Source organism: Amycolatopsis thermalba (assembly GCF_023376025.1).
Lineage (GTDB): Bacteria > Actinomycetota > Actinomycetes > Mycobacteriales > Pseudonocardiaceae > Amycolatopsis_E > Amycolatopsis_E thermalba.
Genome location: NZ_CP091196.1, coordinates 302035 through 315299, shown reverse-complemented (window position 1 = coordinate 315299; position 13265 = coordinate 302035). Strand labels below are relative to the sequence as shown.

The 13265-nt window shown below is 72.5% G+C and carries 12 protein-coding genes; 8 read left to right on the top strand and 4 right to left on the bottom strand.

Annotated features, from left to right (window positions below; genetic code table 11):
- Positions 1-27: 27 nt before the first annotated feature.
- From L1857_RS35300 to L1857_RS01555, 4 genes are all read left to right on the top strand, one after another.
- Positions 28-1017, top strand: a complete 990-nt coding sequence (locus L1857_RS35300) for a methyltransferase (RefSeq protein WP_283258001.1) — start codon at positions 28-30, stop codon at positions 1015-1017.
- A gap of 18 nt (positions 1018-1035) precedes the next feature.
- The gene (locus L1857_RS01565; protein WP_116110259.1) at positions 1036-1707 is read left to right on the top strand and encodes a class I SAM-dependent methyltransferase; all 672 of its coding nucleotides are present in this window, start codon (positions 1036-1038) and stop codon (positions 1705-1707) included.
- Positions 1708-1741: 34 nt separating this feature from the next.
- Positions 1742-1924, top strand: coding sequence for a hypothetical protein (locus L1857_RS01560; RefSeq protein ID WP_020422222.1), 183 nt, complete (start codon positions 1742-1744; stop codon positions 1922-1924).
- Between the two features lie 330 nt (positions 1925-2254).
- Positions 2255-3955: a bifunctional metallophosphatase/5'-nucleotidase gene (locus L1857_RS01555; protein ID WP_249464303.1), complete on the top strand. Its 1701-nt coding sequence runs from the start codon at positions 2255-2257 to the stop codon at positions 3953-3955.
- Between the two features lie 40 nt (positions 3956-3995).
- Here L1857_RS01555 and L1857_RS01550 read toward each other — a convergent pair whose 3' ends face one another.
- Complete coding sequence (locus tag L1857_RS01550; protein ID WP_240323133.1) at positions 3996-4673, bottom strand: flavin reductase family protein; 678 nt, start codon at positions 4671-4673, stop codon at positions 3996-3998.
- Positions 4674-4849: 176 nt separating this feature from the next.
- Between L1857_RS01550 and L1857_RS01545 the strand changes: the two genes are divergently transcribed.
- The 3 genes from L1857_RS01545 to phoU all read left to right on the top strand — a co-directional run bounded on the left by L1857_RS01545 (position 4850) and on the right by phoU (position 9617).
- The gene (locus tag L1857_RS01545; RefSeq protein ID WP_094003186.1) at positions 4850-5590 is read left to right on the top strand and encodes a GGDEF domain-containing protein; all 741 of its coding nucleotides are present in this window, start codon (positions 4850-4852) and stop codon (positions 5588-5590) included.
- Between the two features lie 1532 nt (positions 5591-7122).
- Entirely contained in the window at positions 7123-8874 is a 1752-nt protein-coding gene (locus L1857_RS01540) for an LCP family protein (RefSeq protein ID WP_283258000.1), read from the top strand.
- A gap of 77 nt (positions 8875-8951) precedes the next feature.
- Positions 8952-9617, top strand: coding sequence for a phosphate signaling complex protein PhoU (phoU, locus tag L1857_RS01535; RefSeq protein WP_116110256.1), 666 nt, complete (start codon positions 8952-8954; stop codon positions 9615-9617).
- A 5-nt stretch (positions 9618-9622) separates the two neighbouring features.
- Here phoU and L1857_RS01530 read toward each other — a convergent pair whose 3' ends face one another.
- The 3 genes from L1857_RS01530 to L1857_RS01520 all read right to left on the bottom strand — a co-directional run bounded on the left by L1857_RS01530 (position 9623) and on the right by L1857_RS01520 (position 12236).
- Positions 9623-10264 carry a GTP pyrophosphokinase gene (locus L1857_RS01530; protein ID WP_094003183.1) on the bottom strand — a complete coding sequence of 214 codons (642 nt, stop codon included), beginning with the start codon at positions 10262-10264 and terminating at the stop codon, positions 9623-9625.
- 22 nt (positions 10265-10286) lie between these two features.
- Positions 10287-11180, bottom strand: a complete 894-nt coding sequence (locus tag L1857_RS01525) for an EamA family transporter (protein WP_094003185.1) — start codon at positions 11178-11180, stop codon at positions 10287-10289.
- A gap of 750 nt (positions 11181-11930) precedes the next feature.
- Positions 11931-12236 (bottom strand): putative quinol monooxygenase, encoded by a 306-nt coding sequence (locus L1857_RS01520; RefSeq protein WP_116110254.1) that lies wholly within the window; start codon positions 12234-12236, stop codon positions 11931-11933.
- Positions 12237-12385: 149 nt separating this feature from the next.
- Between L1857_RS01520 and L1857_RS01515 the strand changes: the two genes are divergently transcribed.
- Positions 12386-13252 (top strand): helix-turn-helix domain-containing protein, encoded by an 867-nt coding sequence (locus L1857_RS01515; RefSeq protein ID WP_094003181.1) that lies wholly within the window; start codon positions 12386-12388, stop codon positions 13250-13252.
- The last annotated feature ends 13 nt before the right edge of the window (positions 13253-13265 follow it).

The window sequence follows — 13265 nt, the reverse complement described above, 5'->3', positions numbered from 1 at the left end:
AGACGGCTCCCAGCACTGGAGCCTCTCGTGGAACCCCCGATCGAAGCCGGCGCCGATCTGCGCCCTGAAGTTGCCGTCCGGCTCGCCTCGCAAGGCGTCCGCCTGTTGTGGCGCGACGATTTCGTGGCCGCCCGCCGCCTGCTCGCCGCGATGGGCAAGCGGTTGCCCGCGCGCTCGCCGGATTTCTACCGCTACCGCCAGTCGCGCCGGAACCGGGCGCGCGTGCTGGGCATGCTGCTGGTCGAGGTCGGCCCGGACCTGCGCGTCGACCTGCCCCGCGCGCCGGACGTGCGGGCCGCCGTCCGCGCCGCCGGTGGTGAGCCGGGCCTGGTGCCGCTGACCGAGCTGCTCGGGATGCTCAGCGCGTACGAGTGGCGGGTGAAGGGCGTGCCGGTGGCGGCGCTGGGCGCGCGGATCCACCCGCACTACGGCGTGTTCTCCCCGACCCGGCAGGACTACGTGTCGCTGGTGGCCCGCGCGCCGCTGTCCGGCGTCCGGACGGCCTTCGACATCGGGACGGGCACCGGGGTCCTGGCCGCGGTCCTGGCGCGCCGCGGGGTGCCGGAGGTGGTGGCGACGGACATCGTCCCGGCCGCGGTCGCGTGTGCCAGGGAGAACGTGCGGCACCTCGGTTTGCCGCAGGTCAGGGTGGTGGCGGCGGACCTGTTCCCGCCGGGCCGCGCGGACCTGGTGGTGTGCAACCCACCGTGGCTCCCCGGCGCGGCGCGGTCGGCGTTGGACGCCGCCGTGTTCGACCCGGGCTCGCGGATGCTGGCGGGTTTCCTCGCCGGAGCGGCCGCGCACCTGACTCCCAGCGGCGAGGCGTGGCTGGTCCTGTCGGACCTGGCGGAGCTGGTCGGCCTGCGTACCCGCGCGGAGCTGCTGACCCGCTTCGAGGCGGCCGGGCTGACGGTGGCGGACCGCCTGGACGCACCCCGCCGGCGGCATCCAGGGGCGGACCCGCTCGCGAAGGCGCGATCCCAGGAGGTGGTGTCCCTCTGGCGCCTGCACCCCTGACCGGCGAACACTCGTCGCATGGACACCACTGCCGACGGCTGCCCGGTCGAGGTCTACCGCCTGCTGCCTCCGGCGGGGGAGGCGGAGATCGTGCACCGGGTGGCCCCGGCCGGCGCCGCGGTGCTCGACCTGGGCAGCGGCACCGGCCGCATCGCCCACCGGCTGATCGAGCTGGGCCACCCCGTCACCGCGGTCGACGATTCCGCCGAGATGCTGGCGCACGTGCGTGGCGCCGAGAGGGTCCGCGCCCGCATCGAGGATCTCGGCCTCCGGCGGCGCTTCCCGGTCGTGCTGCTGGCCAGCCACCTGGTCAACCAGCCGGACAGCCACGCCCTGCTGGCGACCGTGGCGCGGCACCTCGCTGACGACGGTGTCGCGGTCATCGAGTGGCACCCGCCGTCCTGGTTCGACACGGTCGCCGAGGGCGGCGGTCACCTCGGCGAGGTGCTGGTCAGCCTGACCGGCGTGGTCCGCGACGGGCCGCTGCTCAGCGCCACCGTCCGCTACCAGGCGCGCGGCCGGTCGTGGGAGCAGCCGTTCACCACCCGCCGGCTGAGCGAACCGGAGCTGCGCGCCCGCCTCGCCGAGGCGGGCCTGCGCTTCTCCCGCTGGTGCACCCCGGACCACCGCTGGTTCGCGGCCAATCGGGCGAAGGTGGCGCATTCACCACAACCCGGGTACGGTATGTGATCTGCCACACAAGCACGACGCCAAAGGAGGCGGCGTGGAGTTCGCGATCGTCCTCGGGCTCGTAGTCCTGGTCTTCCTGGCCGCCGGCGTGGTCGTCACCTGGGAGGACCGCAGGGCGGCCAGGCGCAAGGCCCACCAGCGGGCCGCGGCTCTGGCGCGCCTCGGTGAGGTGGACCCGCTCGCGCCGCGCCGGCTCGCGGACCGGCTGGACGGCTGACCGCAGCACGAGGAACAGCGTCGCGGCGATCCAGCCGAGCGCACCGCGCCGGTGAACCCGCGCTTCCACAGCAGCCGCGCGAACAACCCCAGCGGCACGAACGTCACGGCCGGCCCGAACATCGCCCGGATCCGCCCGAACCGGGCGTGCGGTAGCTGGGGAGGAACCACCGGGTCCGCCGAATCGGGCGAGAAGCCCGCCCGCGCTCACCGTCCCGGTCGAATGGCCGACCGCGTGCCCGACTTTTCACCGGGCTTCCACCTTTCGGGCCTGGTGATCGTTGCTCAGCGAAGGTTAGATCGCGCCGGTATGCCCCTTACCGGAGGAACGATGTCCCCTTCATCTCGCGTGCTGCGACGCTGCGTAGCGGTCACCGCCGCGACGCTGGCCGCCGTCACGGTCACGGCCGCGCCCGCGTCCGCCGCCCAGCCGCCCGGCACCACCGACGTCCGGCTGATCACCTTCAACGACTTCCACGGCAACCTCGAACCGCCGTCCGGCTCGTCGGGGCGCGTCACCCTGCCCGACGGCTCGACGGTGAACGCCGGCGGCGCCGCCTACCTGGCCACGCACGTCAAGCAGCTGGAGAGCGAGGTCAAGAACTCGGTCCTGCTGTCCGCGGGTGACAACGTCGGCGCTTCGCCGGTGGCCTCGGCGCTGTTCCACGACGAGCCGACCATCGAGTTCCTCAACGAGATGGGCGTGCGGGCCTCCGTCGTCGGCAACCACGAGTTCGACGAGGGCTACCAGGAGCTGCAGCGCATGCAGTTCGGCGGCTGCCACCCCACCGACGGCTGCCAGTTCCGGGACGAGTTCCGGGGCGCGGACTTCCCGTTCCTCGGCGCCAACGTGTACTTCGACAACGGCGCGCCCGCGCTGCTGCCGTTCACCGTGGAGTTCTCCGGCGGCCAGCCGATCGGCGTCATCGGCGCCACCCTGGAGGACCTGCCCACGGTCGTCCCGGCCGAGGCGATCAAGGGGCTGGAGTTCGGCGACGAGGTCGAGGCCATCAACCGCACCGCCGGCTGGCTCGACCGCCTCGGCATCAAGGCCCAGGTCGTGCTCCTGCACCAGGGCGACAACACGCGGGGCGGCGGCCCGGACTCGTGCACGGTCAACCCCGGCCCGGCCAGCCAGATCGCGAAGGGCGTGTCGGCGAGCGTCGACGCCATCTTCACCGGCCACAGCCACCAGCAGTACAACTGCTCGATCGCGGACCCGGCGGGCAACCCGCGCCCGGTGATCCAGGGCCTGTCGTTCGGCCGTCTGCTGTCGGTCGTGGACCTCAAGATCGACAAGCGGACGCGGGACGTGGTCCGCAGCGCCACCGTCGCGCACAACGAGATCGTCACCCGCGACGTCACGCCCGACCCCGCCGTGGCCAAGCTGGTCGACGAGGCCGTGACCAAGGCCGCGCCGATCGCCAACGAGCGGATCGGCACCATCACCGGCGACCTGAAGGCGGCCGGCGCCCCGTCCGGTGAGTCCACCCTGGGCGACGTCATCGCCGACGCCCAGCTCGAGGCGACCGCCGCCAACGGCGCGCAGATCGCCATCACCAACCCGGGCGGCATCCGCGCCGACCTCAACTACGCGTCCTCGCCAGCCGGGGAGGGCGACGGTGTGGTCACCTACGGCGAGGCGTTCGCCGTGCAGCCGTTCGGCAACATCATGCAGACGATCACGTTGACCGGCGCGAACCTGAAGAACGTGCTCGAGCAGCAGTGGACCGCCGGCGGCACGCGGATCCTGCAGATCTCCTCGACGCTGCGCTACACGTACTCGGCGTCCGCGCCGATCGGGTCGAAGGTGCAGAACATCACGGTCGGCGGCGTCCCGGTCGACCCGGCGGCGAGCTACCGGGTGTCGGTGAACAACTTCCTCGCCGGCGGCGGGGACGGCTTCACCGAGTTCACCAAGGGCACCGACCTGGCCGGCGGCCCGGTGGACCTGGACGCGCTGATCGCGTACTTCGGCGCGCACTCGCCGGTCGCGCCGCCCGCGGCCGACCGGATCACCGTCGTCGCGTAGTTCTCCGGTGTGCGGCCCGGTTTTCCCGGGCCGCACACCGTCACGCGCCGCGGACGGATTCCAGCCGGGCGCGGTCGATGTCCGGGCTGCGGTAGAAGTTTTCCGGGATCTGAGCCAGTTCCGAGCGGCGCAGTTTCCCGCCGAGGCCGTAGAACTCCTGGAAGCTCATGATCAGCGGCCGCCACCGGTCCGGGTCGATGCGGTCGGTGGTGCCGGGCATGCGGATTTCGTCGTGCACGTGGACTTTCTGCACCCGCAGCTCGAAGCACAGGATGTTGCCGCACTGCTGTTCGTCGTCGGCCGCGACCGGGTGGATCGCCTCCACCACGGCCTCCATGGCGACCGGGCACTCCGCGACGCGCGGGGGCGCCACCGTCGCCGACGGCGCCGGGGTCAGCCCGGAGACGCCGAACTTGTCCGGCTCGTAGCGGTATCCGCGCCGCAGCTTGGATTCCGGCACCTCGGCGGTCCCGGTGGTGCGGGCGAGCCGGTCCACCGCGTCGACCTCGTGGACGGACGGCAGGTTCAGCACGCATTCCCCGGTGCGGCGCAGGTTCCGCGCGGTCTGCGAGCGGGCGCCGACGCCGATGATCGCGCGCCAGCCGAGCCAGAAGGCCGACGAGATCGGGGCGAGGTTCACGGTGTCGCCGGTTGTGCTGACGAGCACCACCGGAGTGCCGAAGTACAGGATGTTCGGCTCGATTTCCACGTGTGTCACACGTTCAGCTTCACGATCAGCCGACGGTGCCGCTGGCGGAAAACGGACGCGTCGTTCGGCCGCCCGGACGACGCGTCCGCCACGGAGAGCGATCCCCGGTCGTCCCATTGAGCGATATTCGTGTTGGCCCGTATCGATTGCTCAAGGCGCGCGTCTTACCGGACGACAAGACTTGAATGACGGAGGTGGAACGGGTGACCTCGGAGCGGGCGCGGCCGGACGAGACCGACCTGCTGAGCCTGCACGAGGCTATCGCGGAACTGCACGCCTCGCAGGGCGACTTCCGCACGGCCTACGAGCACCTGAGGACCGCGCTGGGCATCGCGCGCACCGCCCGTCCGCCGATCCCGGAGCAGTTGCGCCGCGAATTCGACCGGCTCCGCCGCGAACGCGCCCAGGCCCGCGAGGAGAGCCTGCGCGACGCGCTGACCGCGGTCTACAACCGCCGTTACCTGGACAGCAGGCTCGCCGACCTGCTCGGCGACGCGCGTACGCCGCTGGCGGTGGCGTTGATCGACATCGATCTGTTCAAACGCGTCAACGACACGTTCGGTCACCTCATCGGCGACCAGGTGCTGCGGCGGGTGGCCGAGTTGTTGCGCGAGGGCGTGCCGGCGCCGGGTTTCTGCGCGCGGTACGGCGGTGAGGAGTTCATGCTCGTGTTGCCGGAGGTCCAGCCGGGGACGGCGCTGCGGATCGCCGAGCACGCCCGGCGGCGGGTGGCCGAACACGCCTGGTCAGAGATCTGCCCGGGGCTGGGCGTGACGATCAGCGTCGGGCTGTCGCACGAGCCGGTGAGCGGGCCGGAGCAGCTGCGGATGGCCGACGACCTCCTTTACGCCGCGAAGCACGCCGGACGCAACCGGGTCGCGTACCGGGAACGCGATGGTGTCCGCGTGCTTGAGCACTGTCAGTAATTGCGAGGGGGCGATTCCCCGTTTTGCCGGTGTGCGGCGTCACCCCGTTTGTCGCACTCGGCCCGCTTTGGCGCACGCTATGTAAAAAAATCAGCAGGAGGGTGTCGTCAGGACCGGCGAGTATCTCTACGATAACGATGCTCGCCGTCCCGGCGATCATCACTGAGACGGTCCCCTCCCGGCGGGCCGGCGTGACCGAGAGAGGAGACCGGGTGCCAGACGACCACGCCGCAGGCCCCGGTCACAGAGCCGACGACGGCTCAACCTCGAACGGCCGGCGACGCCGACGCTCACTGGACACGCACGGCGGCATCAACGTTTCGGACCTGGTCGCGCAGCACACCGGGTACCGCCCCCGGTTCGATGGTGGCCGGTCGAACGCGCACACGGCCCCGCCGGAGCAGGTCCCGCCGGTATCGCGGCGCACGGCACCCCCGGCGCGTCCGGAGCCCCGCGCGCCCGAGCCGCCGCCACAACGCCGCTCCCCGGCCACCGGACGCACGCCCGCGGCGCCGGTCCCGCCGACGCAGCAACCCCGCCGAGCCGCCCCCTCACGACGCGCCGCGGCACCGGAGCCTCCGAACGGCTTCGCGAGCCCGCCACGCCCGGAGCCCCGCCCCGCGGGTGGTTTCGGAGAGACCCCGGAGCCGTCGAACGGTGCCGCGCACCCGAACGGCAACCGCGGCGAGTCGCGCCACGCGAGTGGCTTCGCGGCGGCCCCGGAGGTGTCGAACGGTGCCGCGCACCCGAACGGCAGCCGCGGCGAGTCGCGCCACGCGAGTGGCTTCGCGGCGGCCCCGGAGGTGTCGAACGGTGCCGCGCACCCCAGCGGCAGCCGCGGCGAGTCGCGCCACGCGAGTGGCTTCGCGGCCCCGGAGACCTCCAGCCGAGCCGCTGCACCGGGGCGCCACGCGACCGGTTTCGCGGAAGCGCAACCCGCCAACGGAACAACCGCGCCGAGCCGCCACCCCGATGCCGCCCCCCACGTCAACGGCACCGGGGCCCCCGCTCGCCCCGGTGGCACCCCACAACCACCAACCCGCACCGAGGCCCGCCAACCGAGCAGCTTCGCGGAAGCGCCGCAGCCCTCCGCCCGCGCCGAAGCCCCGCGGCACCCGAGCGGTTTCACGGAGGCACCGCAGCCCTCGTCTCGGGCCGAGGCCCCGCGGCACCCCACTGGTTTCACCGCGGCGCCGAACGGCGCCGAAGCTCCTGCCCGCCGCCCCGGCGCGCCGCAGCCATCCAGCCGCACCGAAGCGCCGGCCCACCCGAGTGGCTTCGCATCAGCGCAGCCTTCGGGCCGCGCCGAGGCGCCCCGCCACCCCAGCGGTTTCGCGGAGGCGCCGCAGCCTTCGGGCCGCGCCGAGACGCCGCAGCCTTCCGGCCGCGCCGAGGCCCCTCGCCACCCCAGCGGCTTCGCCGAGCTTCCGCCGCTGAACGGCGCCGACGCGCCCGCCCGTCGCGGCGGCAATCCGTTGGAGACCTCCCAGCCTTCCGGCCGCGCCGATGCGCCGCGCCACCCCAGCGGTTTCGTGGAGGCGCCGCAGCTCTCGGGCCGCGCCGACGCGCCCCGCCACCCCAGCGGCTTCGCCGAGGCGCCGCAGCCGAACGCTGCCGAGGTGCCTCCCCGGCCCGGCCCCGCCACGCCCCCGCCCGCCAACCGTCGCGGGACGCCGCCGCCTGCCAACCGCGCCGCCGGGCACCCCGAGGGCAGCCGCGCCGCCGGGCACCCCGAGGGCAGCCGCGCCGCCGGGCACCCCGACACCACCCGCTCCACCGGGCATCCCGAGGCCGCCGACGCGAGTGCCACCCAGCTCCGCGAACCCGTCGAACGCCCCGGTGGCCCCCGCCGACCGCCGCGGGCTCGGCCGGTCACTCCGGCCGACCGGCTGACCATGACCGACGAGCTGGAGCCCGTCGGCGACCACACCAAGGTCCGCCGCAAGATCGACAACACCCTCGCCCGCTTCGCGGCCGCCCACGAGGAACTCGCCGCCGAGGAGGCCAAGCGCCAGGAGCGCCGCGAGCGGTTCATCGCCCGCCCGGTCGCCCTCATCGAGCAAACCCGCACCCGCCTGCAGCGCGTCGTCGCGCCGGTGAAGTCCGACGACGACGGCGAGAAGGCCGCGCCCCAGACCCGCCTGCAGGAGAAGAAACAGCGCCGCAGCGACCGCTCCATCCGCATCACCCGCATCACCTGCGCCGTGCTCGCCGGCCTGATCTTCCTCGCCACCGGCGCCCTGTGGGGCACCAAGACCTGGTTCAACAGCAAGTTCACCGAGATCGCCGCCCTCGACGAGAACTCCTCCGACATCCAGAACGCCGCCGGCCAGACCGGTGACGAGAACTTCCTCATCGTCGGCTCCGACACCCGCGCCGGCGCCACCGCCGAGGAGAACGTGGGCGACGCGGACGCGGTCGGCGGCGCCCGCTCCGACACCGTGATGCTCGCGCACGTGCCGGCCGACCGGAAACGCGCCGTCGTCGTCTCCTTCCCGCGCGACCTGGAGATCTCCCGGCCCGCGTGCGAGCGCTACGACGCCAAGACCGGCACCTACTCCAGCGAGGTCGTCGGCGCCGCCACCAAGGTCAAGCTCAACACCGCCTACGCGGTCGGCGGCCCGAAGTGCCTCACCAAGTGGGTGCAGCAGCTCACCGGCCTGCGCGTGAACCACTTCGTGGGCATCGACTTCGGCGGGTTCAAGGACATGGTCGACGCGGTGCACGGCGTCACCGTGCACGTCGACAAACCGATCAAGGACTCCGTGCTCGGCATGGTGATCTCCCAGACCGGCGACGTCACGATCTCCGGCGACCAGGCCCTCAGCTACGTCCGCGCCCGCCACGTCCAGGGCGACCTGACCTCCGACTACGGCCGCATCAAGCGGCAGCAGGAGTTCCTCACCGCGCTGCTGCAGAAGGCCATGTCACAGGGCGTCATCACCGACCCCACCCAGCTCACCAACTTCGTGACCGCCTTCGCGCGCGCCACCTTCGGCGACAACATCGGCGTCGACCAGATGCTCACGCTGGCCCAGTCGATGAAGGGCATGGACACCAGCAAGCTCAAGTTCCTCACCGTGCCGACCACGGGCGAGTCGAACACCCGCGGCAACGAGGTGCTCCTGGAGACCAAGTCCAAGGAGCTGTTCCAGGCCATGATCGACAACAAGCCGCTGCCCGGCACCCCCGAGTACGAGGCCGCGCAGGCGGCCGCGAGCGCGACCCAGACCCCGCCGCCGAGCTCGTCGAAGTCGTCCGGTTCGTCCTCGTCGGACTCGTGACAACTCGTTAGCCCCGGTTCATGCCCGGTTCACTTCGCGATGCGGCGATTGCCCCGAACGGGTCGTAGAGTGAGGTCATGCGCGAGGCTTACCACGTCGAACTCGAAGACCTGGCCGCGAACCTGGCGGACATGTCGCTCCAGGCCGCGGCCGCCATGAAGAAGGCGACGCAGGCACTGCTCGAAGCGGATCTGTCGCTGGCCGAGCAGGTGATCGGCGACGACCAGAAGATCGACGACGCCCGTGCCGAGAACGAGGAGAAGGCCTACGCCCTCCTGGCGCTGCAGGCGCCGGTCGCGACCGACCTGCGGACCGTGCTGGCCGTGATCCACGCCGCGGAGAGCCTGGAGCGGATGGGTGACCTGGCCCTGCACGTCGCCAAGGCGGCGCGGCGCCGTCACCCGCAGGCCACGCTGCCCGAGCCGGTGCGGATGTACTTCGCCGAGATGGGCGAGCTGGACGTCCGCCTGGCGGAGAAGGTCGCCGACGTCATCAAGAGCCGCGACGTCGAGGCCGCCCGTGCGCTCGAGGAAGAGGACGACCGGGTCGACGAGATCCACCGCCACCTGTTCACGGTGATCATGGACAAGGACTGGGAGCACGGGGTCGCGGCCGCCGTCGACATCACCCTGCTCGGCCGGTTCTACGAGCGGTTCGCCGACCACGCGGTGTCCGTCGGCAAGCGGATGGTGTTCGTGGCGACCGGCAAGATGCCCGGCTACGCCCACGACGAGGACCTCTGACGCGACTAGGACTGACCGCCCTGCAGACGCTGGTGCAGGGCGGTCATCCGCGCGTCCAGGTCGGCAGCGGTCTCCGCGGCGGCGCGTAGCTCGTCGGCGAAGTCGGCCGGGGCGGTGCCGGCGTACTTGTAGAACAGCTTGTGCTCGACCGCCGCCCAGAAGTCCATCCCGACCGTGCGCATCTGGATCTCCACCTTGACCCGCTCGACCCGGTCGGACAGGAACACCGGGATCCGCACGATCAGGTGCAGGCTGCGGTAGCCGTTCGGCTTGGGCGCGGCGATGTAGTCCTTGGTCCGGACGATCTCGACGTCGTCCTGGCGGCCGAGCATCTCGGCGACCAGGTAGACGTCCGGCACGAACGGGCACACCACGCGGATGCCGGCGACGTCCTCGATGTGCTCGCGGATCGCCTCGATGCTCGGCGCGATGCCCTTGCGGGCGAGCTTGTCGAGGATCGCCTCGGGCGACTTGACGCGGCTCGCCAGGTGCTCGATCGGGTCGTGCTGGTTGGCGAAGTCGAACTCCTCGGACAGGATGCGCAGCTTGGTCATCAGCTCGTCGATGCCGAACTTGTAGACCATGAGTTCGCGCTGGAGCGTCCGAAGCAGCGCAGCTGAGTGGCCGACTTCGTCGAGCACGGTCATGCGGCCAGCCTACCGAGGTTGATCAGGGCGCATCGCGGATCGAGCGGGTCGCCCCGATCGAAGCCACGACCACGCAGCAGATCGCGAGCCACTGCAGCGGGTGCAGCGCCTCCCCCAGCACCAGCAGCCCGGACAGCGCCGCGACGGCCGGTTCCAGGCTCATCAGGATGCCGAACACCCGCGGCGGGATCTTGCGCAGCGCCTCCAGCTCGAGCGAGTACGGGATGACCGACGACAGCAGCGCCACCGCGAGCCCGATCAGCAGCACCCACGGCGACAGCAGGCTCGTGCCGCTGTCGACCACGCCAGCCGGCATCGCCGCGACCGCCGCGACCGCCATGCCCAGCGCGAGGCCCTTGCCCTCCTCGGTGCGCTTGCCCAGGGACGCGCTGAGCAGGATGTAGAGCCCCCAGCAGGCGCCCGCGATCAACGCGAACACGATGCCGAGCATCGACAGGTCGCCCCGCGTCTCGGCGAGCAGCACGACACCGCCCGCGGCCACCATCGCCCACAGCACGTCCATCCAGCGCCGCGAGCCGGCCAGCGCGACCGCCAGTGGCCCGAGGAACTCGATGGTGACCGCGATGCCCTGCGGGATCCGCGCGAGCGCCTGGTAGAAGGTCAGGTTCATGACGCCGAGCACGACGCCGTAGGCGAGGACCACCGGCAGCGCGCGGCGGCCCATCCGCAGCACCGGACGCCACACCAGCAGCAGCACGACCGCGGCGAAGAACAACCGCAGCGTGACCGTGCCGGCCGGCCCGGCGACCGCGAACAGCTGCTTGGCGAGCGAGGCGCCCACCTGCACGCTGACGATCCCGATCAGCACCTGCAGCGGCGGCGGGATGGCCCCCAGGGCCCGCCCGGCGGCCGCGAGCACCCGGGGCTTGGGCAACCGCCCGCCGACACCGTCCACGAAAACCTGAACCACGACCTCGACGCTAGCGGCACCCACCGACAGTTCCCACCGGATTTCCCTCACGTGGTGGGGACCCACCCGGGTCGGTCCGCGGCGGGGAGGCTGGTCTTCCAGGGGCCCGGGCGAGGAGGCGGCACCCGCCGACAGTGCCCGCTGGTTCCGTCGCACGTGGCGGGGCTGCCCGGGTCGGTCTGCGGGAGGTCCTCCAGGACCCCGCGCGACGTGCGGCAGCGAGAAGTGGTGGTCGAGTGCGGCGCTGTCGGCACCCACCGCCAGTGCCCGCCGGTTTCGCCTCACGTGGTGGGGAGCCACCCGGGTCGGTCCGCGGCGGGGAGGCTGGTCTTCCAGGGGCCCGGGCGAGGAGGCGGCACCCGCCGACAGTGCCCGCTGGTTCCGTCGCACGTGCCGGGAGGCACCCGGGTCAGTCTGCGGGAGGTCCTCCAGGACCCCGCGCGACGTGCGGCAGCGAGAAGTGGTGGTCGAGTGCGGCGCTGTCGGCACCCACCGCCAGTGCCCGCCGGTTTCGCCTCACGTGGTGGGGAGCCACCCGGGTCGGTCCGCGGCGGGGAGGCTGGTCTTCCAGGGCCCGGGCGAGGAGGCGGCACCCGCCGACAGTGCCCGCTGGTTCCGTCGCACGTGGCGGGGCTGCCCGGGTCGGTCCGCGGGAGGTCCTCCAGGACCCGGGCGGCGCTGTCGGCACCCACCGACAGCGCCCATCGAATTGCCTCACGTGCCCGGAGTCCCCAGTCAGTCCACGGCGGGAACGCCGGTCAACCGGCGCAGGGTGAACGGCTCGGCGAGGATCTCCTCCAGAACCCCTGCGACGTGCTCGAAGTGCGGCAGCGAGAAGTGGTGGTCGAGCGCGGCGCTGTCGGCCCACTCCTCGACGATGATCATCCGGCTGGGGTCCTCCGGGTGCGCGTAGGGCTGGTAGCCCAGGCAGCCCTCCTCGCCCAGGGACGGCTCGATCATCGCGGTCAGCTCGTCGCGCAGGCGCTGCTCCTGCCCGGGCTTGGCGGTGAAGCCGGCGATGATGGTGAGGGTGTTCGACATGGCGGAAACTCCTGATCTCTCGGGGTGAACGTGATCCATCCTGCGGCGCCCGCCCGCCCGGACCCAGGGCTTCGTCCAGCCGCGGTTCGCCGAGCCTGGGTCTGCCGGAACCAGGCTCGGCGGCGCCGTTCCCGCGGATACTGGGAACCATGGACCGCGCACAGCAGCTCACCGAGTTCCTCCAGACCCGGCGCGCCCGCCTGAGCCCGGAGGAGGCCGGTGCCACCACCTTCGGCGGGCGGCGCCGCGTCCCGGGCCTGCGCCGGGAGGAGCTGGCGCTGCTCGCCGGCGTGAGCGTCGACTACTACACCCGCCTGGAACAGGGCCGCGCCCGCAACGTGTCCGCCGACATCCTGGACGCCGTCGCCCGCGCGCTCCACCTCGACGCGGACGAAACCGCCCACCTGCACAACCTCGCCCAGCCCACGGCCCGGAAACGGCCCGCCCGCCGCCAGCAGGTCGGTCCCGAGATGCGCCAGGCGCTGGACGCCCTGACCACGGTTCCCGCCTACCTCATCGGACGCCGCCTGGACGTGCTGGCCTGGAACGATCTGGCCCGCGTCCTGGTCGCCGACTTCCCCGCCCTGCCCGCGGCCGAGCGGAACATGGCCCGGCTGGTCTTCCTCGACGACGCGGCCCGTGATCTCTACCCCGACTGGGAGAGCAAGGCGCGCGACACCGTCGCGAACCTCCGCTTCGATGCCGGACGCCACCCGGACGATCCCCTGCTGGCCGAGCTGGTGGGCGAACTTTCCCTGCACAGCGCCGACTTCCGCCGCCTGTGGGCCGGGCACGGGGTGCGCGGCAAGACCCGCGGCCGCAAACGGTTCGCCCATCCCCGGGCCGGCGAGCTGGCGCTCGACTACGTGGCGATGAGCGCCCCGGACGATCCCGACCTCACCATGATGATCTACAGCGCGCCCGCGGGCTCCGACGCCGCGACCGCGCTCCAGCTCCTGGCCACCCTCACCGCCCCGGCGGACCCGGTCGCGCTGCCGGTGGCGGGAACCCCCTGACACGACGAGACCC